The sequence below is a fragment of the Saccharothrix texasensis genome, from assembly GCF_003752005.1.
Classification (GTDB): domain Bacteria; phylum Actinomycetota; class Actinomycetes; order Mycobacteriales; family Pseudonocardiaceae; genus Actinosynnema; species Actinosynnema texasense.
On record NZ_RJKM01000001.1, the window covers coordinates 7,053,819 to 7,075,041 of the forward strand.

19 protein-coding genes are annotated in these 21,223 nt (G+C 72.5%); 12 read left to right on the forward strand and 7 right to left on the reverse strand.

The window, feature by feature from the left end:
- Positions 1–13 precede the first annotated feature (13 nt).
- Positions 14–670 (forward strand): DUF2461 domain-containing protein, encoded by a 657-nt coding sequence (locus EDD40_RS31635; protein ID WP_123746175.1) that lies wholly within the window; start codon positions 14–16, stop codon positions 668–670.
- A gap of 175 nt (positions 671–845) precedes the next feature.
- Here the strand turns inward: EDD40_RS31635 and EDD40_RS31640 are convergent, their stop codons facing one another.
- Entirely contained in the window at positions 846–1,196 is a 351-nt protein-coding gene (locus tag EDD40_RS31640; protein ID WP_123746176.1) for a VanZ family protein, read from the reverse strand.
- A gap of 82 nt (positions 1,197–1,278) precedes the next feature.
- On the opposite strand from EDD40_RS31640, the gene pyk reads away from it, so the two are divergent.
- Genes pyk through EDD40_RS31655 form a run of 3 tightly spaced genes read left to right on the forward strand, consistent with a single transcriptional unit; the run spans position 1,279 to position 4,244 of the window.
- Complete coding sequence (pyk, locus tag EDD40_RS31645; RefSeq protein WP_123746177.1) at positions 1,279–2,703, forward strand: pyruvate kinase; 1,425 nt, start codon at positions 1,279–1,281, stop codon at positions 2,701–2,703.
- Between the two features lie 8 nt (positions 2,704–2,711).
- The gene (gene tesB / locus EDD40_RS31650; RefSeq protein WP_425471277.1) at positions 2,712–3,635 is read left to right on the forward strand and encodes an acyl-CoA thioesterase II; all 924 of its coding nucleotides are present in this window, start codon (positions 2,712–2,714) and stop codon (positions 3,633–3,635) included.
- Between the two features lie 48 nt (positions 3,636–3,683).
- Positions 3,684–4,244 carry a Uma2 family endonuclease gene (locus EDD40_RS31655; protein ID WP_148088963.1) on the forward strand — a complete coding sequence of 187 codons (561 nt, stop codon included), beginning with the start codon at positions 3,684–3,686 and terminating at the stop codon, positions 4,242–4,244.
- On the opposite strand, the gene EDD40_RS31660 is transcribed toward EDD40_RS31655, so the two are convergent.
- Positions 4,234–5,619 carry a pyridoxal phosphate-dependent decarboxylase family protein gene (locus tag EDD40_RS31660; protein ID WP_123746179.1) on the reverse strand — a complete coding sequence of 462 codons (1,386 nt, stop codon included), beginning with the start codon at positions 5,617–5,619 and terminating at the stop codon, positions 4,234–4,236. The genes EDD40_RS31655 and EDD40_RS31660 overlap by 11 nt on opposite strands.
- 10 nt (positions 5,620–5,629) lie before the next feature.
- Positions 5,630–6,136: an Lrp/AsnC family transcriptional regulator gene (locus EDD40_RS31665; protein WP_123746180.1), complete on the reverse strand. Its 507-nt coding sequence runs from the start codon at positions 6,134–6,136 to the stop codon at positions 5,630–5,632.
- 41 nt (positions 6,137–6,177) lie between these two features.
- Between EDD40_RS31665 and EDD40_RS31670 the strand changes: the two genes are divergently transcribed.
- A complete protein-coding gene (locus EDD40_RS31670) occupies positions 6,178–6,798 on the forward strand; it encodes a LysE family translocator (protein WP_246037956.1) in 621 nt (206 codons plus the stop codon).
- A gap of 71 nt (positions 6,799–6,869) precedes the next feature.
- A complete protein-coding gene (locus EDD40_RS31675; RefSeq protein ID WP_123746182.1) occupies positions 6,870–8,666 on the forward strand; it encodes a sigma-70 family RNA polymerase sigma factor in 1,797 nt (598 codons plus the stop codon).
- Positions 8,667–8,788: 122 nt separating this feature from the next.
- On the opposite strand, the gene EDD40_RS31680 is transcribed toward EDD40_RS31675, so the two are convergent.
- From EDD40_RS31680 to EDD40_RS31690, 3 genes are all read right to left on the reverse strand, one after another.
- On the reverse strand, positions 8,789–10,177 hold the full coding sequence (locus EDD40_RS31680) for a hypothetical protein (RefSeq protein WP_123746183.1): 1,389 nt from the start codon (positions 10,175–10,177) through the stop codon (positions 8,789–8,791).
- Between the two features lie 224 nt (positions 10,178–10,401).
- Complete coding sequence (locus EDD40_RS31685) at positions 10,402–12,282, reverse strand: ricin-type beta-trefoil lectin domain protein (RefSeq protein ID WP_123746184.1); 1,881 nt, start codon at positions 12,280–12,282, stop codon at positions 10,402–10,404.
- A gap of 177 nt (positions 12,283–12,459) precedes the next feature.
- Positions 12,460–13,467 (reverse strand): LacI family DNA-binding transcriptional regulator, encoded by a 1,008-nt coding sequence (locus EDD40_RS31690; RefSeq protein WP_123746185.1) that lies wholly within the window; start codon positions 13,465–13,467, stop codon positions 12,460–12,462.
- A gap of 123 nt (positions 13,468–13,590) precedes the next feature.
- On the opposite strand from EDD40_RS31690, the gene gndA reads away from it, so the two are divergent.
- The 3 genes from gndA to EDD40_RS31705 all read left to right on the forward strand — a co-directional run bounded on the left by gndA (position 13,591) and on the right by EDD40_RS31705 (position 18,194).
- Positions 13,591–15,030, forward strand: a complete 1,440-nt coding sequence (gene gndA / locus EDD40_RS31695; RefSeq protein ID WP_123748423.1) for an NADP-dependent phosphogluconate dehydrogenase — start codon at positions 13,591–13,593, stop codon at positions 15,028–15,030.
- Between the two features lie 24 nt (positions 15,031–15,054).
- Positions 15,055–15,672 (forward strand): rhomboid-like protein, encoded by a 618-nt coding sequence (locus EDD40_RS31700; protein WP_123746186.1) that lies wholly within the window; start codon positions 15,055–15,057, stop codon positions 15,670–15,672.
- Positions 15,673–15,989: 317 nt separating this feature from the next.
- Positions 15,990–18,194, forward strand: coding sequence for a SulP family inorganic anion transporter (locus EDD40_RS31705; RefSeq protein WP_123746187.1), 2,205 nt, complete (start codon positions 15,990–15,992; stop codon positions 18,192–18,194).
- 208 nt (positions 18,195–18,402) lie between these two features.
- Here EDD40_RS31705 and EDD40_RS31710 read toward each other — a convergent pair whose 3' ends face one another.
- Positions 18,403–18,726, reverse strand: coding sequence for a hypothetical protein (locus tag EDD40_RS31710; RefSeq protein ID WP_123746188.1), 324 nt, complete (start codon positions 18,724–18,726; stop codon positions 18,403–18,405).
- 168 nt (positions 18,727–18,894) lie between these two features.
- Between EDD40_RS31710 and EDD40_RS31715 the strand changes: the two genes are divergently transcribed.
- From EDD40_RS31715 to EDD40_RS31725, 3 genes are all read left to right on the forward strand, one after another.
- Positions 18,895–19,743 carry a helix-turn-helix domain-containing protein gene (locus tag EDD40_RS31715; RefSeq protein ID WP_123746189.1) on the forward strand — a complete coding sequence of 283 codons (849 nt, stop codon included), beginning with the start codon at positions 18,895–18,897 and terminating at the stop codon, positions 19,741–19,743.
- 17 nt (positions 19,744–19,760) lie between these two features.
- Entirely contained in the window at positions 19,761–19,952 is a 192-nt protein-coding gene (locus EDD40_RS31720) for a DUF397 domain-containing protein (protein WP_123746190.1), read from the forward strand.
- 176 nt (positions 19,953–20,128) lie between these two features.
- Positions 20,129–20,779: a DedA family protein gene (locus tag EDD40_RS31725; RefSeq protein WP_123746191.1), complete on the forward strand. Its 651-nt coding sequence runs from the start codon at positions 20,129–20,131 to the stop codon at positions 20,777–20,779.
- Positions 20,780–21,223 lie beyond the last annotated feature (444 nt).

Consider the following 21,223-nt stretch of genomic DNA (forward strand, 5'->3'; position numbering starts at 1 on the left):
TAAGCTGTGCGCCGTGGAATTCACCGGGTTCGGCGAACACGCCATCGACTTCTACGACGGACTGGTCGCCGACAACTCCAAGGCTTACTGGGACGACCACAAGCACGTCTACCTGCGCGATGTGCGCGCGCCCATGGAGACGTTGCTGGCCGCGCTCGAGCCCGAGTTCGGCAAGGGAAAGGTCTTCCGGCCCTATCGGGACGTGCGGTTCAGCAAGGACAAGACGCCGTACAAAGACCACTGCGGCGGGGTGGTGGAACTCGGCCGGGGTGGCGGCGCGCACTACGTGCAGCTCGGTACCGAAGGCCTGTTCGTGGCCGGTGGGTCGTTCGCCATGGCCTCCGACCAGCTCGCCCGCTACCGCGAGTCGGTCGCCGACGACGTGCGCGGTCGTGCGCTGGAGAAGCTGCTCGCGCAGCTCGCCGGGGCGGGCTGGGAGCTGCGCGGGGACAAGCTCAAGCGCGCGCCGCGCGGCGTGGACCCCGAGCACCCCCGGATCGAGCTGCTCAAGCACAAGCGCGTCTACGTCGCCAAGGTGTGGCCGCCGGACGACGTGCTGCACGAGCCGGGCTGCCTGGACCGGGTCCGCGACGCGTGGCACGAGGCCACCCCGCTCGTCGACTGGTGCGCCGACCACATCGGCCTGACCGAAGTCGGCTTCCGCCGCTGACCGCCGCCCCCGGGGCGCCGGACTTCCCCGCTGATCGAGTGCGGGCCCTCGGCACCGGTGGCGTGCCTCACACCCGCGGGTCGTCGGACCCGGCGCGCACGCAGGCATCGGACCCGGCCGCGCAGGGTTTCGCACCGGGCTGCGCAGGCGTCACCCGCCAGGGGACCCCTGGCTTTCATCCTCCCAGAGGGGTGCCACGTTTTCGGGTGAACGACCGTGCGACCAGGGCTCCGAAGCCCACGCCGGCGACGTCCACGAGGGCGTCCAGCACGTCGCCGCTCCGGTTCAGCCCGGTGATGAGCCACTGCAACGCTTCCGAGACCGCGGCGTAACCCAAGAGGCCGGTGAGGAGTGGTCCGGACGGCAGCCGCGCGTACCTCCCCGTGCCCATGAGCAGGGCGAACAGCACGAAGTGCACCACCTTGTCGGTGCCCGGAGGGGCTGTGGGCACACCTGACGCGGGGGTGAACAGCACGATGACGCTGAGCGACACCGCGACCACGAACGGAAGGATTCTGGGGCCCACGGTGCAGATTCTGCCTGTTTCGCGGAGATTACTTCCCGGTACATCCTGATCGGTCCAGTGACAGGGACTACTCTGACTAGACGTGAGTCGACGCGCGAAGATCGTCTGTACGATGGGTCCTGCCACCGCGACCGAGGACAAGGTCAACGAGCTGGTGGCGGCCGGTATGGACGTTGCCCGGATGAACTTCAGCCACGGCAGCCATGCCGACCACAAGCAGGTCTACGACCTCGTCCGCAACGCGGCCGAGGCGTCGGGCCGCGCGGTCGGCATCCTGGCCGACCTCCAGGGACCGAAGATCCGCCTCGGTCGGTTCGCCCACGGTCCCGTCGAGTGGCGCACCGGTGACATCGTCCGGGTGACCGTCGAGGACGTCGAGGGCACCCACGACCGGGTCTCCACCACCTACAAGCAGCTCGCGCAGGACGCCAAGGCCGGCGACCGCCTGCTGGTGGACGACGGCAAGGTGGGCCTGACCGTCACCGAGATCGACGGGCCGGACGTGGTCTGCGAGGTCACCGAGGGCGGCCCGGTCAGCAACAACAAGGGCCTCTCGCTGCCCGGCATGGACGTGTCCGTGCCCGCGCTGTCCGAGAAGGACATCGAGGACCTGGAGTTCGCCCTCAACCTGGGCGTGGACTTCATCGCCCTGTCGTTCGTGCGCTCGCCCGCGGACATCGACCTGGTCCACCAGGTCATGGACCGCGTGGGCCACGGCCGCAAGCCGGTGATCGCCAAGATCGAGAAGCCGGAGGCGGTCGACAACCTCGAAGCGATCGTGCTCGCCTTCGACGGCGTCATGGTCGCCCGCGGCGACCTGGGCGTCGAGCTGCCGCTGGAGCACGTGCCGCTGGTGCAGAAGCGGGCCATCCAGATCGCCCGCGAGAACGCCAAGCCGGTCATCGTGGCGACCCAGATGCTCGACTCGATGATCACGAACTCCCGGCCGACGCGCGCCGAGACCTCGGACGTCGCCAACGCCGTGCTCGACGGCGCCGACGCGCTGATGCTGTCCGGCGAGACCTCGGTCGGCCGCTACGCCATCGAGACCGTCAAGACCATGGCCCGCATCATCGTGGCCGTCGAGACCGAGTCCACCGTGGTCCCGCCGCTGACGCACGTCCCGCGCACCAAGCGCGGCGTGATCTCGTACGCGGCGCGCGACATCGGCGAGCGGCTCAACGCGAAGGCGCTGGTCGCCTTCACCCAGTCCGGTGACACCGTGCGGCGGCTCGCCCGCCTGCACACCCCGCTGCCGCTGCTGGCGTTCACGCCGGAGCCCAGCGTGCGCAGTCAGCTTTCTCTCACCTGGGGCACCGAGACGTTCCTGGTGCCTAAGGTGGACTCGACGGACGAGATGGTCCGCCAGGTGGACCTGTCGATGATCGACATCGGTCGGTACCAGCCGGGCGACCTCGTCGTGGTCGTGGCAGGCTCGCCGCCTGGCACCATCGGCTCGACCAACCTCATCCGGGTGCACCGCCTGGGGGAGGACGACCACGCTTAGGAGATGACGTGACCGAGGCTGCCCGTGCCGCGGCGACCGCCGAGTTCTCGGACGTTCCACTGGACGCCGACGGCGTGCCCCACGGGCAGCCCGTGCTCGACCGACTCGTCGCGCTGCTCGACCTGGAGCGCGTCGAGGAGAACATCTTCCGCGGCGTGTCACCCGCCGAGTCGCCCGTCCGGGTGTTCGGCGGGCAGGTCGCCGGCCAGGCCCTGGTAGCCGCCGGCCGCACCGTGCCGCGCGACCGCCGGGTGCACTCGCTGCACTCGTACTTCATCCGCGGCGGCGACCCGAGCGTGCCGATCGTGTACGAGGTGGACCGGGTCCGCGATGGACGGTCCTTCACCACCCGCCGCGTGGTCGCCGTGCAGCACGGCAAGGCGATCTTCACGCTGTCGGCGTCGTTCCAGCTCGACGAGCCGGGCCTGGACCACCAGGAGCCGATGCCCGCCGTGCCGCCGCCCGCCTCGCTGCCCACCTACGCCGAGTCGGCGGCCGGGTACCTGGAGAAGGTCGGCATGGCGCGCCTGCCGAGGCCGATCGACATCCGGTACGTGACCGAGCCGCCGTGGCGGGCGCGGGAGGACGGGCCGGGCGAGGCGCGCAGCCAGGTGTGGATGAGGGCGGACGGCACGCTGCCGGACGACGACCTGCTGCACGTGTGCGTGCTCGCCTACGCCTCCGACATGACCCTGCTCGACTCGGTGCTGGTCCGCCACGGCGTGTACTGGGGCACCGACAAGGTCCTGGGCGCGAGCCTGGACCACGCCATGTGGTTCCACCGCCGGTTCCGCGCGGACGAGTGGTTCCTCTACGACTGCGAGTCGCCCTCGGCTTCCGGCGCCCGAGGCCTCGCGACGGGCCACTTCTACAGCCACGACGGCCAACTGGTGGCTACCGTGGTGCAGGAGGGCCTGCTCCGGGTCCTGTGATCGACCGGCTACGACTGCGCAGTCGATGGAGCAAGAGAGGTGGCCGCGATGAGCACCGTGCCCTGGCCTGACCACTTGTTCACGCTTGAGGAGTGGGACGCGCTTCCAGAGGACAAGTCGCGCCACTTCGAGCTGGTCGAAGGAGTCTTGCTGGTGGCGCCGAGGCCGGCACCGAAACACCAAGTGGCGATGGCGAACCTCCGGAGCTGCCTCAAAGAGCAACTGCCCGCTGGGGTGGTGGCGGTCCAGGACGTCGACGTCGTGATCGACCCCGGGCCGCCGCTCTCGCTTCGCGCACCCGACGTCGTGGTGGTGCCTGCCGAGCGCTACTGGGAGCACCCGAGCCGGTTCAACCCCGATGACCTGCACTTGGCGGTGGAGATCGTGTCGCCGGGAACGGGCCGAACAGACCGCGTGTTCAAGCCGATCGAGTACGCCAAGGTCGGTATCCCGCACTACTGGGTGGTGGAACTCGACGAGCCGGCCACGCTCATCGCGTTCAGCCTGGTCGCCGGCAGGTACAAGCAGATCGCGCAAGGCACCGGGAAGGTCCAGGTCCCCGAGCCCTTCCCGGTGACCGTCGACATGACCACGCTGATCAATCCCTGAGCCGCAGCGCGTCCCACAGCGCGCGCACGTGGTGCTCGCGAGTCGCCTCCGCGCCGATCGCCACGCGGATGGCGAAGCGGCCGTCGACGGTGGTGTGGGTGACGAAGGCGTCACCCGAGGCGTTGACGCGGTCCATCGCGGCACGGGTCGCGTCGTCGCCGGAGCGGTGGGCGATGGTCAGCAGGGAGAGCGAACGGGGGACGACGAGTTCCCAGTCGTCGGACGCGTCCACCCACGACTCGAGCAGGGCCGCCAGCTCGACGTGGCCGCGCAGGTGCTCGCGGATGCCCTCCAGGCCGTACCAGCGCAGCACCGACCACAGCTTCAGCGCCCGGAACCGGCGGCCCAGGGGGATCTGCCAGTCGCGGTAGTCGACGACGGCGCCCGACTCGGTCGCGGTGTTGCGCAGGTACTCCGGCAGGATCGTGAGGGCGTCGACCAGGACGTCCGGGTGGGCGGTCCAGAACAGGGACACGTCGAACGCGGTCAGCATCCACTTGTGCGCGTTCGCGGTGAACGAGTCGGCCCGGTCCACGCCGTCGAACAGGTCGCGGAACTCCGGGCACAGCGCCGCCGGGCCCGCCCACGCCGCGTCCACGTGCAACCAGATCCCGTGCTCGGCGCACACGGCGGCGATCTCGCGCACCGGGTCGACCGCGCCGGTGCCCGTGGTGCCGACGGTCGCGCACACCAGCACCGGCCGCCGGCCCGCCGCCACGTCCGACCGGACGCGGGCCGCCAGGTCGTCCGCGCGCATGGCCAGCCGGGAGTCGACCTCGACCGCCCGCACGGCCTGCTCGCCCAGCCCCGCCAGCCGCGCCGCCCGTTCGAGCGACGAGTGCGTCTGCGACGACACGTACACCGTCTCGGTCCCGTCCACGCCGGACCGCCGCCACGTCCCGCCAGACGACCGGTGCAGCGCGGCGAGCACCGCGACCAGCGCCGCGGACGACGCGGTGTCCTGGATGACCCCGCCGCCGACGAACGACGGCGGCAGGCCGAGCGCCCCGACCAGCTCGTCCATCAGGTGCTGCTCGACCTCGGTCGCGGCGGGGGAGGTGGACCACAACATGCCCTGCACGCCCAGGCCCGACGACAGCAGGTCGCCGAGCACGGACGGCAGCGAGGCGTTCGACGGGAAGTAGGCGAAGAAGCCCGGGTGCTGCCAGTGCGTCGTCCCCGGCAGCACGACCCGGTCCAGGTCCGCGAGCAGCCCGTCGAAGCCCTCGCCGCGCTCGGGCAGCCCGGCGAGCTGCCCGCGCACCCAGCCGGGCTCGACCGGCGACCTGACCGGGAAGCCCTCGACGCGTGAGCGGTAGTCGGCGATCCAGTCGACCACCTCGTGGCCGACCCGGCGGAACTCGTCGGGGTCCATGGCCGGGAATCTATACGCGCCGCCTGCGGTGGGTGGGGCGCTGGTCGTCCGGCGGCGTCAGGGCCCGCGTCTCGACCCGCTCCAGCACCACCGAGCTGGTCAGGTTCCGCACCTCGGCGCGGGAGGCGATCTTGTCCATCAGGAACGCCTGCAGGTGCGTGCTGTCGGCCACCGCGATGTGCACCAGGAAGTCCGCCTGGCCGCTGACGTGGAACAACGAGCGCGTCTCCGGCTGCGCCATCACGAACCGCCGGAACGCCGCCACCACCGGCCTGGTGTGCGGCCGCACGTTGACCGAGACGACGGCCTCCAGCGGCAGGCCGGTGGTGCGCGGGTCGACCACGGCGTGGAACCCGGTGATCACGCCCAGGTCGCGCAGCCGGCGCACGCGGTGCAGGCAGGTCGACGGCGCGATGCCCACCGCCTCGGCCAGGCTCCGGTTCGGCAGCGTCGCGTCGTTCTGCAACGCCTCCAGGATCAGCCAGTCGACCGAATCCAGTTCGGCTGTCTCGCTCACAACCGAACACTGTAACCGTCAGGTGGAATACAGCAGAACGAATGGCACAGGATGCGCCCGTGCACATCGCCTGGACCTCGTTCCTCCTCGCCCTCGTCGTCATCACCGTCGTGCCCGGCCCGGACTTCGTGCTGATCACCGGCAACGCCGTGCGCGGCGTGCGGCACGGCGCGCTGACGGCGGCGGGCGTCGTGACCGGGCTGCTGGTGCACGCCCTGCTGGCCACGCTGGGGCTGTCCGCGCTGGTCGCGGCGGCGCCGGCGGCGTTGCTGGCGGTCAAGGCGGTGGGCGCGCTGTACCTCGCCCACCTGGGCGTCGCCACGCTGCGGGCGGCCCGGCGCGGTGGGCCGATCCGGCAGGCGCCGAAGTCGGACCGGTCGCTGTTCCTGCGCGGTGTGCTGTGCGACCTGCTCAACCCGAAGGTGATGCTGACGTTCCTCAGCCTCGTGCCGCAGGCCATGGACCCCGCGTCGCCGCCGCTGCCGCAGGCCGCGCTGCTCTCGGCGGTCGCGGTGGGCGTGTTCGCGTGCTTCTGGGCCGTGGTCGTGCCGCTGGCGGGCCGGCTGGCGGCGCTGCTGTCACGCCCTCGGGTGAGGCCGGTGTTCGAGCGGCTCTGCGGCGCGGCGCTGATCGGCATGGCGGCTTCGGTGCTCGCCGCCTGATTCTCGTTATCGTGGCGCGGCCGAGGAGTCTCCGGTGGGTGAGCCCGACTCGGCCGAGAGGAACACACGGTATGCGCACACCAGGGGACGCCGCGGCGGTGACGGCCGCGCAGCGGGGCGAGCCGGGCGCGTTGGACGCGCTGGTGGCCGCCTACCTGCCGCTGGTCTACAACGTGGTCGGGCGCGCGTTGGCGGGCCACCCGGACACCGACGACGTGGTGCAGGAGACCATGCTCCGCGCGTTGAACGGGCTGCCGAAGCTGCGCGAGCCCGAGGCGTTCCGGTCGTGGCTGCTGGCCATCGCGCTGAACCAGGTGCGCGACCACCACCGCACGGGGCCGCCGCTGGTCGACGCCGAGCCGGCCGACCTCGCCGACCCCGGCGCGGACTTCGCCGACCTGGCCATCACCCGGCTCCAGCTCACCGGCCAGCGCCGCGAGGTCGTCGCGGCCACCCGGTGGATCGGCGACGACGAGCGCGAGCTGCTGTCGCTGTGGTGGATGGAGCAGGTCGGGCGGATCACCCGGGCCGAGCTGGCCGAGGCGCTGGGCATCACCCCGCAGCACGCGGCGGTGCGGGTGCAGCGGATGAAGGCGCAGCTCGAAGGGGCGCGGGTGGTCGTCCGGGTGCTGGCCGCGCCGCGCTGCGGCGACCTCGCCGAGGTGATCGCGGACTGGGACGGGCAGCCGAACGCGCTGTGGCGCAAGCGGATCGTGCGGCACGCCCGGGAGTGCGCCCGCTGCGCCCGCGGGTTCGACGACCTGGCCGCCGTGGACGGGCTGCTGGCCCGGATCCCGCTCGTGCCGCTGCCCGCCGGGTTCGACCTGGCCGCCGCCGAGCCCGTGGTCGCGGTGGTGAAGAAGGGCTTCGGCGTCGGCAAGGTCTGGGCGAACGCGGCCACGAAGCCGCTGGTCGCGGCGGCGGCCGTCGCGGCGGTGGCGGGCGCCGTCGTGCTGCTGCCCGTCGAGCGGACGCCGACGCCCGCGGCGGCCCCGGTCGCCGTCACGACCACCCGGACGCCCTCGACCGTCCCCACGACGACCACCACCACTGCCAACACCACCACCACGACGACCACGACCACGACCACGACGGCTCCGCCGGTCGCGCCGGCGCCGGTCGTGCGGCCGGTCACCAGGTCGGTCAAGAAGGGCGTCGGCACCTGGCACTTCGAGGGCGTGACGCGGGCGCTGTCCGACGTCGGCGCGGGCTGGTTCTACAACTGGGCCACCACCAGGGAGAACGTGCAGGCGCCGCCGGGCGTGGAGTACGTGCCGATGATCTGGGGCGCGAAGACCGCCACGCCCGCGAACCTGGCCGCGGTGAAGGGCCAGGGCACGACCCTGCTCGGGTTCAACGAGCCGGACCTCGGCGAGCAGTCGAACATGACCGTCGAGCAGGCGCTGGACCTGTGGCCGCAGCTCCAGGCGACGGGGATGCGCCTGGGCAGCCCGGCCGTCGCGCACAGCGGCGACCAGGCCGGCGGCTGGCTCGACCGGTTCATGACCGGGGCGCGGCAGCGCGGGCTGCGGGTCGACTTCATCACGCTGCACTGGTACGGCTCGGACTTCGGCCCCGCCGCCGTCGGCCACCTGAAGAGCTACCTGGACGCCGTGCGCGCCCGCTACGGCCTGCCGGTCTGGCTCACCGAGTACTCGCTGATGGACTTCTCCGGCGGCGGCGTGCGCTACCCGGACGACCGGCAGCTCGCCGACTTCGCCGGCGCGTCGTCCCGGATGCTCGAGGACCTGCCCTACCTGGAGCGCTACGCGTGGTTCGCGCTCCCCGCAGACAAGCCGGGCACGGGGCTGTACGTGCCCGGAGGGACGCCGAACCGGGCCGGCGAGGCCTACCGCGCCACCGGTTAGGCGAGCGCCCGCCGCCGGTCGTGCGGCGACGGGCGCTCCGCGGTACCGGCCCGCCGCCGGTCGTGCGGCGGCGGGCCGGGCTCGGGGTCCCGGGACCCCGACTGGTGGACGGCCGGTCGGCGTCAGGCGTCCGGTCGGTCGTCGAACAGCGGTTGCCAGCGGCCGTCGAAGCCGCCGTTCGCCGCCAGCTGCCAGCCCGGCGGCAGCCAGACGCCCACCTCGCGGCTCGTGCTGTCGTCGATCCCGCCCGAGTGCACGAAGTACTCGTGCTGCCGCCAGTAGGCGCCGTGCGAGGCCGGGTCGCCGCTGACCGCGCCGCGGCTGCGGCCCGAGCTGTCCAGGCCCGTGCCCGCGAACCCGCCGAAGTCGTCCGACCCGGACGGCGTGTCCTCGTCCAGCTCCGCCGAGTACGCGCCGAAGAACCACGCCTTCGACAGGTAGCCCTCGCGGCCGTCCGTGAGGTCCGACGCGGCGTCGTCGCGGGACCGGTTGTAGAACCGCTGCACGCCCGTCCCGATGCCCAGCGCGGGCGTCTCGAACCGCACGTCCACCACGTCCGCGGCCAACCAGTGCCGCTGCCACGCCGACTGCGACCAGTGCGTCGGCACGACGTCGGCCAGGTCCTGCAGCTCGTACGTCAGCCGCTTCACCTTCGGCCACGTCACCTTGGTGCCGTTGTCGACCCGGCTCGCCTGCGCGGACGCGTTGGCGAACGTCAGCGGCACCGCGCCGAACGCCGCCACCGCGCCCGCCGCGCCCTCCGGCACGAACGCGTAGTGCACGTTGCGCCGGTCGTCCGCGCCGGAGATGCGCACCTCGGCGTTGCCGGCCGCCGCCATCCGGCCCGAGACGGAGGCCCACGTGTCGGTCACGAACCGCAGCTCGTGTGCGTGCGGCCCGGCGCCGGGCAGGTCGAAGTCGCTCTCGTCGGCCTGCCACAGCAGCAAGTGCCTGCCGGTGGACGTCTGCAGGAAGTTGACGTCCGGGTCGTAGGACCGCCGCATCACGTGGTCCTTGTGGTGCGTCACGGTGGCGTTGCCGAACGACTCGCCCGCGCCGCCCGGCGTGCCGGCCACCCCGCGCACCACGATCTCCACCCGCTCCCAGTCGTGGATCTCGTCGCCGTCCTTGTCGGCCGCGTTGTAGACGTGGTAGAGCAGCACCAACGACTTGCCGCCGTTCTCGGTGAACTCCAGCAGCGCGGTGTAGAGGGTGGGCCGGATCCGCCACCGCTCGTACCCCGCCGCGCCGGCCGCGTACTGCGGCACCTGGCGCCAGTTCGCCCGGTTGGTGGCGTAGGCGCCGTCCCGGTCGAAGTCGAAGTTCGCGAGCCAGTCCCGGCCCTGCTTGCCGTCGTTCTCGTCACCCCGCTTGAGGATGACGGGCGCGTAGTGGGTCAGGTACGCCTGCCGTTGCGCGGCGGTCAGGGTCCACGGTGCCTGCGCCTGCGCCGTCGGCGCGGTCAGGCCGGCCGCGAGCACGGCCGCGACGAGCACGAGGAGTCGTGTCATGCCCTGGACTCTCGCGCTGTCGCGGCCGTGTTGTCAGCGGCGGCCCGCCCTGGTGGAGCGGGATCCCGCAGCGGTCGGAGACCGCGATCGGACGACAGCGGTCGGAGACCGCGATCGGACGACAGCGGTCGGAGACCGCGATCGGACGACAGCGGTCGGAGACCGCGGTCAGGCGACAGCGGTCAGGCGACAGCGGTCAGGCGACAGCGGTCAGGCGACAGCGGTCAGGCGAGGGTCCACTTCTGGTTGGCCGCGCCCGTGCAGGTCCAGATCTGCAACCTGGTCCCGTCCGCGCTGGTGTTGCCGGTGACGTCCACGCACTTGCCGGTCGCCGGGTTCACCAGGTCACGGCCCGAGGTGTGGGTCCACTGCTGGTTCGCCCCGCCGCCGCAGGTCCACAGCTGGAGCTGCGCGCCGTCGGCGGTGCCGCGGTCCTTGATGTCGAGGCACTTGCCGAGCGCGCGCAGCGTGCCGTCACCGGGCCGCGACCACTGCTGCGCCGCGGTGCCGTTGCACGAGTACAGCTGCACCGCCGCGCCGTCCGCGCTGCTGGCACCCGCGACGTCGACGCACTTGCCGCCCAGTCCGGTGATCGCGCCACCGCTGCCGCCGGGGTTGCCGGTGCCGGGCGTGCCCTGCCAGGTGAACGTCGCCGACGTGCGGGCGGGCAGGGTGTAGGTGAACGACTGGTTGCCCCAGTTCACCCGGACGGACTGGGCGGAGGTGCCGCCGTTGTGCGCGATCAGGGCCTTGGAGCCGTCCGGGTTGCGGTAGGCCACGTTCTGCACGGTGCCGTTCGCCGTCGAGTCGATCCGGTACGCGCCCGGCCGGACGAACTTCGTCAGGTGCCCGGTGGTGTAGTACTCGACGGTGTAGTCGACCTGGCCGGCGCGCGACCCGCCCTCCTGCACGGTGATCAGGCCGGTGCACGTGCCGCAGCCGCCGTTGTGCGGCCCCATGTTCTGGTTGAGCGCGAGGCTCCACTTCACCAGGCTGGAGCTGTAGTTGCGGGCGTAGTTGACGATGTCGGCCATGTCCTCGTTGTGCTGGTTCGAGATCCACGTGCCGCCGGAGTGCTCGGTGCTGAACTGCTTCACGGTCGGGTACTGGTTGCGCACCTGCGTGCCGACCGCCGGGTCGCCGAAGTAGCCGTGCCACGCGATGCCGCCGAACAGCGGGTCGTTGCGCACGCCCGCGTCGTTGAGGACGCCGGAGCCGAAGTTGGCGTAGTCGCCGTAGTTCCAGTCGTGCACCAGCACCTTGGTGGTGATGCCCGCCGCGCGGAACGCCGGGTACAGGTTGTTCTTGGTGAACTCGACCAGGCCCGCCGGGTTCCAGCTCATGCCGGGGTAGTCCATCGCGGTCGGGTTGGACGCCTGGCAGCAGTTCGGCTCGTTCTGCACGGACACGTAGTCGACCGGGATGCCCGCGGCCTGGTAGCTCTGCACGTACTTCACGAAGTACTGCGCGTACATCGGCGCGTACTCCCACTTGAGCCAGCCCATCTGGTCCATGCGGCCGTTGTCCTTCATCCAGCCCGGCGCGCTCCACGGCACGCCCTTGACCCGCAGCTGCGGGTTGAGCTGCTTGGCCTGCTGCGTCAGCAGCCGCACGTTGGTGTCGTAGCCGTTCGCGCCGAAGTCGTTGAGGTCGCAGCACGTGTCGTCGAGCGAGACGTGGCCCGGCCGGGACAGGTCCGACGCGCCGATCGGGTTGCGCACGAACGACAGGCCGATGCCGTCGACGGGGTGGAACAGCTTGCGCATCACCGCGTCCCGCGTGGCCGCCGAGACCGGGCCGCCGCGCAGCAGGTGGGCGGTGGTGTCGGTGATCGACGCGCCGCCGCCCTCGAACTGCTGGTAGGTCGTGCCCTCGTTGACGGTGATGGTGTGGGTGGCGCTGCCGCCGTTGGCGCTGAACGCGATCGACGGCTGCTGCTGGAGGCCGCGGGTGACGACCCGGCCGCCGCCGTCGGAGGTGGTGGTCAGGTAGACGTTGACGGTCTCGCCCGCGGCGGCGGCGGGCTGCGAGGCGGCGAGGGTGGCTGCGACGGTGATCACGGCTATGCCGGCGCTGACGAAAGCCCGACGGTGGGAAGAGGGCACCCCGGACTCCTTTCACGACGTTGTGGGCAGGGGTCGGCAGTCTGTAACAAAATGGAACATTTGTGGAACTTGTCCGCAGGTGAAAGGAAACAATGCTGCCGAACCCGTGTCAAGGTTCGCGCTTTCCGGTCGGTGGATACCGGTAAAGACCGTGAAAAGGAGTGGGCGCGCGGGTCGTCAGCCGCGCGGCACGGGCCCGGTGGACGCCCTGACCACGAGTTCCGTGGCCAGCTCGACGTGCAGCGCCTCCAGCTCGTGCCGGTCGAGCAACCGCATCAGCAGGGTCACGGCCATCCGGCCCATCTCCTGCAACGGCTGCCGCACGGTGGTCAGCTCCGGTCGCGTGGCACGGCTCAGGTCGAGGTCGTCGAAACCGGCCACCGACACGTCGCCCGGGACGTCGAGGCCCAGCTCGCGGGCCGCGCGCAAGGCGCCGACGGCCATCTTGTCGTTGAACGCGACCAGCGCCGTCGGCCGGTCCGCGAGGGCCAGCAGCTCGCGGGCGACCAGGTGGCCGTTCTCCTCGGTGGGCTCGTCCACGTGCCGCAGCAGCTCCGCCGACGGCAGCACGCCGACGTCGGACAACGCCGCCGCGTACCCGGCGAGCCTGCCGTCGCTGGCCAGCCAGTCGCCGGGGCCGCCGATGATCCCGATCCGCCGGTGGCCCAGCTCCACCAGGTGCGCCATCAGCCGCCGCGCGCCCGCGAAGTGCGCCGCCGACACCGACGCCACGTCGCGCGGCAGCTCGGTGCGCGGGTCGACCACCACGAACGGGAACCGGCGGTCGCGCAGCCGGACCAGCTCCTCGGCCGGCTCCGGCGGCAGGATCAGGATCGCCCCGCCCACGTCCGCGCGGGCCGCCAGGCCGGGCAGCGCCGACTCCCGCTGCGCCGACACCCCGGCGCTCAGCGCGACCTGGCGGTGGTGCAGGGCCAACGTCTCGGCGACGCTGGACACGATCAGTCCGAAGTAGTCGGTGAGCAGGTACGGGCAGCGCACGTAGATCGGGCCGGCCGGCTTCGCGCCCCGCGCCCGCGGCGCCTCCGCGCCCAGCCCGGCCACGGCGCGCAGCACCAGCTCACGGGTGTGCTCGGCGACGTTGGCCTGGCCGTTGAGCACGCGCGACACGGTGGCGATGGAAAGCCCGGTCGCCCGCGCCACGTCCCGCACCGTCGCCCTGGCCATTCGCGTCCCCCTGTTCCACCAGCGTTTCACGATGTTACAGGGCGATCGGGCCAGTGCGACGAAGTGGGCGCGCAGGGGTCGCGCACAGGTGCGCGCGGGCGCGGATTTGGGCAGGCTGTGCAGATGACCACCTCCGAGGCACCCGCGCGGATCGCCGTCACCGGGCTCGCCGTCATGGGCAGCAACCTGGCGCGCAACCTCGCCCGGCACGGCTACCGCGTCGCCGTGCACAACCGCAGCCACGCCCGCACCAAAGCGCTGATCGCCGACCACGGCCACGAGGGCGACTTCGTGCCGTCCGAGACGCTGGAAGAGCTCGTCGCGAGCCTCCAGACGCCCCGCCAGATCATCATCATGGTCAAGGCCGGCGGACCCACCGACGCCGTCATCGACGAGCTCGTGCCGCTGCTGGAGCCCGGCGACATGGTGATCGACGGCGGCAACGCCCACTACGCCGACACCCGCCGCCGCGAGGCCGCGCTGAAGGAGGCCGGGCTGCACTTCGTCGGCGCGGGCATCTCCGGCGGCGAGGAGGGCGCGCTCAACGGCCCGTCGATCATGCCGGGCGGGTCGGAGGAGTCCTACCGGCACCTCGGGCCGGTGCTGGAGGACATCGCGGCCAAGGTCGACGGCGTGCCGTGCTGCGTGCACGTCGGGCCGGACGGCGCCGGGCACTTCGTGAAGATGGTGCACAACGGCATCGAGTACGCCGACATGCAGCTCATCGCCGAGGCCTACGACCTGCTGCACCGGGTCGGCGGCATGTCGCCCGCCGAGGTCGCCGAGGTGTTCCGCGGCTGGAACACCGGCGACCTGGAGTCCTACCTGGTCGAGATCACCGCCGAGGTGCTCGGCCACGTGGACGCCGAGACCGGCGCCGCGCTGGTGGACGTGATCGCGGACGAGGCCGAGCAGAAGGGCACCGGCCGCTGGACCGTGCAGGAGGCGCTGGAGCTGGGCGTGCCGGTGACCGGCATCGCCGAAGCGGTGTTCGCGCGGTCGCTGTCCGGGCGGGCCGGCCAGCGGCAGGCGGTGCGGTCGGCGTTCGGCCCGGCCGCGGTCGTGGGCGGCGCGGACACCTCGCTGGTCGAGGACGTGCGGCAGGCGCTGTACGCGTCGAAGGTCGTGGCGTACGCGCAGGGCTTCGACCAGATGCGCGCGGCGAGCGCCGAGTACGGCTGGGACCTCGACCTGGGCGCGATGGCCACGATCTGGCGCGGCGGCTGCATCATCCGGGCCCGGTTCCTCGACCGCATCCGCGAGGCCTACGACAAGGCGCCGGAGCTGGCGTCCCTGCTCGTGGACGACTACTTCCGCGACGCGGTCCAGTCGGCCGAGGAGGCGTGGCGGCGCGTCGTGGTGAAAGCGGTGTCCGCGGGCGTGCCCGCGCCCGGTTTCGTGTCCGCGCTGGCGTACTACGACGGGCTGCGGTCCGAGCGGCTGCCCGCGTCGCTGATCCAGGGACTGCGCGACTTCTTCGGCGCGCACACCTACCGCCGCACCGACCGCGAGGGCAGCTTCCACACCCGCTGGTCGGGTGACAGGTCTCAAGTGGACGCCTGAGACCACCGGCCCGATCATGGCCGGGTGCGTGAACGCTTCCGCCGCCACCCCGTCACGGCCGGCTACTTGTCGGCCGTGGCGGTGCTCGCGCTGCTGACGCGCTTCGTGTTCGCCGACGCGATGTCGGCCCAGGTGCGGGCGTCGCTGAGCACGAACGCGGCGAACCTCGACGACCACCCGGTCAACGCGCTGCTCGGCAGCGCGTTCGTGCTCGACCCCGCCGGCGACGGCCTGGCGGCCACCGGGCTGGCCCTGCTCGGCGTGGCGGTCTGCCTCGGCGCGCTGGAGCGCGAGGTCGGGCCGTGGCGCGCGGTGGCGGTGGTCCTCGCCGGACACGTCGGCGCGACGCTCGTGACGGCGCTCGTCATCTCTTCGGGTGTCTACCCGACCGATCTGGCCGACGTGGTCGACGTCGGCCCCGCCTACGTCGCGCTCGCCGCCGCCGCCGGCATCACCGTGCTGGGGCCGGTGGTGCTGCGCGCGCCGTGGCTGGTGCTGCTCCTCGCGTTCCCGCTGGCGAGCGCCGAGTGGTTCGGCGCCGTGCCCGAGTTCGCCGCCGTGGGCCAGGCCGCGGCCGTCCTCATCGGACTGTGCGCCGGCACGCTCGCGGTCGGCCGCGCCTACGCGGCCGTCGGCAGGTAGGTCCGTCACCAGGGGTGACGACCCCGCTCGTGATCAACACGACCGGGTGGAACCGCTGTCAGACCGCCCACTTCCTCAGTCATCATGGTGTGGACGCGACCTGTGCGACGCGGGCTGTGCCGACACGTTCCCCTGTGCCGACACGGAGGTGCCACCGTGGCGACCCCTCACCACCGCGCCGGGGCCGAGTTCCGACTCGCCGCCTGCTGGCCGCGCCTGCTGCCGCCCTTAGCGCGCCACTAGGCACACCTCTCCCGAACGACACCCCGCGCGCCCGCGCGGGGCGATACCCCCTTGCCAGGAGAAGAGGACCACCCATGAACCGTCCGCGCCCCAACAAGTCCCACGCAGGCGAACACACCACGGCGGGCCCTCCGGGCGGTCTCGCCGCCGTGCTGCGCCACGACCTGCCCGCGTCGCTGGTGGTGTTCCTGATCTCCGTGCCGCTGTCCCTCGGCGTCGCCGCCGCGACCGGCGCGCCGCTGATGGCCGGGCTGATCTCCGCCGTCGTCGGCGGCATCCTGGCCGGCGCGCTGTCCGGCACCCCGGTCCTGGTCAGCGGGCCCGCGACCGGATCGGTGGTGATCATCGCGGGGGTCATCGCCGAGTACGGCTGGGCCGCCACGGCCGCCATCACGCTCGCCGCCGGCGCGGTGCAGATCGCGTTCGGCCTCGGCCGCCTCGGCCGGGTCGCGCTGTCCCTGTCGCCCGCCGTCGTGCACGGCATGCTGGCCGGCATCGGCCTGAGCATCGCGGTGGGGCAGCTCTCGGTCGTCGTCGGCGGCTCGGCGGCCACGTCCGTGCTCGACAACCTGGCCAACGTGCTCACCGCCGACGTGGGGTGGTCGGCCCTGCTGGTCGGCGCTCTCGCCGTGCTCGCGCTGCTGCTGTGGCCGCACGTGCCGCGCGCCGGGTTCGTGCCCGCGCCCCTGGTGGCGGTGCTGGCGGCGACGCTGGCCACCGTCGGGCTCGACGTGGCGCGGGTCGACCTGCCCGCCGACCTGCTCGGCCAGGTCGTGCTGCCGCGGGTGCCGTCCGGCAGCTTCGGCGCGGTCACCTTCGCCGTGCTGACCGTGGCCGTGGTGACCAGCGTCGAGTCGCTGCTGTCCGCCGTCGCCGTCGACAAGCTGCACGACGGCCCGCGCGCGGACCTCGACCGGGAGCTGATCGCCCAGGGCGCGGCCAACGTCGTGACCGGCGCACTCGGCGGGCTGCCCATCGCCGGCGCGATCGCGCGCAGCTCGACCAACGTCGCGGCCGGCGCGCGCACCCGCGCGTCGACCGTGCTGCACGGCCTGTGGGTCGCGGTGTTCGTGCTCGCGCTCGGCTGGGTGCTCGAGCTGATCCCGCTGGCCGCGTTGGCCGGCGTGCTGCTCGTGGTGGGCGTGCGGCTGGTGAGCGTGCGCCGGATGCGGGCGTTGTGGCGGCACGGCGAGTTCTCCGCGTACGCGGTCACGGTGGTGGGCGTGCTGGTGCTCGGGCTGGTCGAAGGCGTGCTGCTCGGCGTCGCGGCGGCGGTGCTGCGGTCGCTGTACCGGCTGACCCGCTCGTCGGTGCGGATCGAGGAGGAGCCGGACTCCTGGCGCGTGACGATCCGCGGCTCGCTGGTGTTCCTCGGCGCCGGGCGGCTGGTGCGCGGGCTGCGCGCCATCCCGCTGGGGCAGCGCGTGGTGCTGGAGCTGCACATCGACTTCCTCGACCACGGCGCGTACGAGGCGATCGACGACTGGCGCGTCGGCTACGAGCGGCTGGGCGGCCACGTCGAGGTGGACGAGGTGCACGACACGTGGTTCAGCAAGGCCACCAGGGGCATCCCCGCGCTGCGCAAGACACCGCTGTCGCCGCTGCCGAGGTGGTTCGCGCCGTGGTCGCACTGGCAGCGCGGCCGGCACGTCACCCTGCCCAGGCAGCGCGCCGACGCCGACCCGATGATCCGCGGCATGCGCGAGTTCGAGCGCACCACCGCGCCGTTGGTCCGCCCGTTCCTGGCGGAGCTGGCCGCGCGAGGCCAACGCCCGCGGCAGCTGTTCATCACGTGTGCCGATTCCCGCGTGGTGCCCAACCTGATCACCACCAGCGGGCCGGGCGACCTGTTCTGCGTGCGCAACATCGGCAACCTGGTGCCGCTGGACGGCGACGACTCCGTCGGCGCGGCGATCGAGTACGCGGTGGAGGTGCTGGCGGTCGAGACGATCGCCGTGTGCGGCCACTCGGACTGCGGCGCGATGAAGGCGGTGGTGCACGGCTCGACGCGGCCGGGCACGCAGCTGCACACGTGGCTGAAGGCGGTCGAGCCGAGCCTGATCCGGTTCCACGCGGGCGAGTCCGACCTGCCGGTGGTGGAACGGCTGTCGGTGGCGAACGTGGCGCAGCAGCTGGACAACCTGATGGCGTACCCGAGCGTGCGGGAAGCGGTGGCCGCGCGGTCGTTGCGCCTGGTCGGCATGTACTTCGACATCTCGGCGGCCCGCGTGTACCTGGTGGACCCGGAGCGCGACGGCCTCGAACCCGTCTGCGTCTGACCCGGATCGCGGGCCGGCCGCGGCGCGGCGGCGGGTGGAACAGGGTGGTCGGCCCCCTCACCGGACCGACCACCCCGCGCCGAGCCCCGAGCGGCGGACCGGCCCCGGTCGGGGGTGCGGGGCCGGTCCGGCGGCGGGCTCGGATCGGGTCGGGCGCCGCTGGTGGGGCTCGATCAGCGGGGATGGCGCGTCGCCCGACCGGGCTTGGCTAACCGACGCGGCGCAGGTGCTTGCGGTGGTTGCCGGACGGCTCGTCGCCGCCCGCGGTCAGCGCCAGCTGCGCGCCGAGGTACGCCCGGCACGGCGAGGGCAGGCGGCGGCTCCAGCGGCGGGTGCGGCAGGTCGGGCAGCGGCCGTGCTCGTCGGGCGTGTGCTCGTCGAGCAGCGCCTTGACCGCGGTCACCACCCTCGGCAGCTCGCAGCGGGCCAGTTCGACCGCCGTCTCGTCGTCGCCGGTCGACGCGAGGCGGACCAGCGTGGCCAGGTGTTCTCGGAGGGACCGGTCGAGCTGGCTGAAGACGGTGGTGGACACCTTCAGCGCTCCTTCCCTGGGGGCGGTGTGCTGCACGCAGCCTGTTACCGACGCCGGCCCTCTGCAAGTTGCAGTACACGAATGGATGACGTCACTTTGCTCCGTTCGCGGCCGGCCACAGACTGGTCGACGGCCCCCGGGTCGGGGCCGTCGACGAAAGGTGTCCGGATGCCACGGGGCAGCAGCCCGACGCTGCGCAAGCGACGGCTGGTCAGCGAGCTGCGGCGGCTGCGCGAGGCGGCCGACCTCACCATCGAGGACGTCGCCGAGCGGCTGGAGTGCTCGGCGTCCAAGATCAGCCGCATCGAGACCGGCCGCGTCGGCGTCACCCCGCGCGACGTCCGCGACATGCTCTCGGCCTACGGCGCCGACCGGGCCACCTCGGAGGAGCTCGTGCAGCTGGCCCGCGACGCGCGGCGGCGGGCGTGGTGGGACGAGTTCGGCGACATCGCGCCCGGCCGCTACGTCGGGTTCGAGGCCGACGCCGAGTGGGTGCGCACCTACCAGGGCCTCATGGTGCCCGGCCTGCTCCAGTCCGAGGCGTACACCAGGGCGCTGATCCGGGCCGTGCTGCCGGGCGCGGAGCCGGCCGAGGTGGACCGCCGGGTGGAGCTGCGCAAGGCGCGGCAGGCGCTGCTGCTGGAGGACGACCCGCTGCGCCTGCACGTGGTCGTGGACGAGGCAGCCCTGAGGAGGCTGGTCGGCGGCCCGGAGGTGATAGCCGAGCAGCTGGCACGACTCACCGAGGTCGGAAAACTGCGGAACATCACCCTGCAGGTGGCCCCTTTCGAGGCGGGCGGTCACGCTGCGATGGACGGTCCGTTCGTCATCCTGTCGTTTCCCGAGCAGTCGGATCCGGCCGTGGTATACATCGAAAGTCCGAAGGGCGATGTGTATTGGGAACAGCCCGCGGACGTCGCCAGGTATGCCGACATGTTCGCACGGCTGAGCGCTCAATCGCTCGACCCGGCCGCCTCGTCCGCGCTGATCGGACGGGTGGCGCGCGAGCTCGCCTGAATCCGAGGTGAACTGACATGCAACGCCAGTGGCGCAAGAGCGCGCGGTCGTCCGCCGGTGGTCCGGAGTGCGTGGAAATCGCGCTCGACCGGAACGGCGCCGGTGTGCGTGATTCGAAGGACCGAAGCCGCGGCGAGTTGGGCTTCGGTTTCGCGCAGTGGTCGCGATTCGTCGGCGGCGCGAAGAACGGCGAATTCGACGGCCGCTGACCGGCGTCCACCCCGGGGTGTGCCCCGGGCACGTCCCTGACTTTCGGCACCTACCCGTACGACCTTGGTCTGGCGACCGGTCAGACCCCGGGCCGATGCGCCCGCCGGCGTGGTTGCGGTGGACTCCCCTTAGCCTGCACTCCGAGTGCACGTCATGATCCACAGGGGGATGAACCATGGCCTTGCTGACCGACGCCCTGGAAGGGCTCGCCGGTCTGCCGCAGCCCGCCGTGCTCGCGGTGACGGGCGCGTTGACGTTGGCGGAGTGCACGTTGGGCGTCGGCTTCATCGCGCCGGGCGAGAGCGCGCTGCTGCTGGCCGCGACGACGGTCACCAGCACGTCCCGGTTCCTGGTCATGTGGCTGGTCGTGTCGGTGTGCGCGGTGGCGGGGGACAGCATCGGCTACTTCCTCGGCCGCCGCTACGGCGATCGGCTGCGGGACAGCAAGGTGGTGCGCAAGCTCGGCCAGGAGCACTGGGACAAGGCCGGCGCGCTGCTCCGCAGGCGTGGCGCGTGGGCCGTCTTCTTCGCCCGCTTCATGCCGGTGGTGCGGACCCTGGTGCCCGCGTCGGCGGGGGCCTCGAAGCTGGAGTACCGGCGGTTCCTGCCGGCCTCGATCGCGGGTGCGGTGAGCTGGTCGGCGCTGCACATCGGCATCGGCTCGGCGGCGGGCGCGTCGGCGAAGTACATCGAGTCGGTGTTCAACGGCGCGATGTGGGCCTTGATGGGCATCGCGGTCGTGGTCGGCGTCGTGGTGGTGCTGCGCCGGCGGCGAAAGGCCGCCAGGACCGGCACCCCGCCACGTGAGCTGGAAGAGGTCGCCTGACCGAGGCCGGGACCCGCCCGCCACCGCCAAGCCGCCGCCACCGGTCGCCGACTGCGGGTGATCCACCCGGACCGGTCCCGGACCGCCGCCTGGTCGAACTGCCCGACCGGGCCGCGGCCGACTCGGACGACCCGGGACCTCCGCTCGGCCCGGAGCCGCCGTCGAGTCCGATCCTGCCGCCCGAATCCTGCCGCCCGACCCGGGAGCGGATGCCCGGCGTGGACCGCCGAGCCGGGTGCCGCGCAACGCCGAAGGGGCCGTGTCCGGGGGTTCGGATCCCGGACACGGCCCCTTCGACTGGGGGGAGGGCAATGGAGGTGGGTCATCCCCTACCGGATGACCCTTCTCCGGTGGAGAAGGGGACGAGGGCGGGCCGGCGTTCCGCCGCCGCGGGCTGGATGCCCCTTGCACGCCGGCCTGCCCTCGTCGATCAGGGAGAGCAGC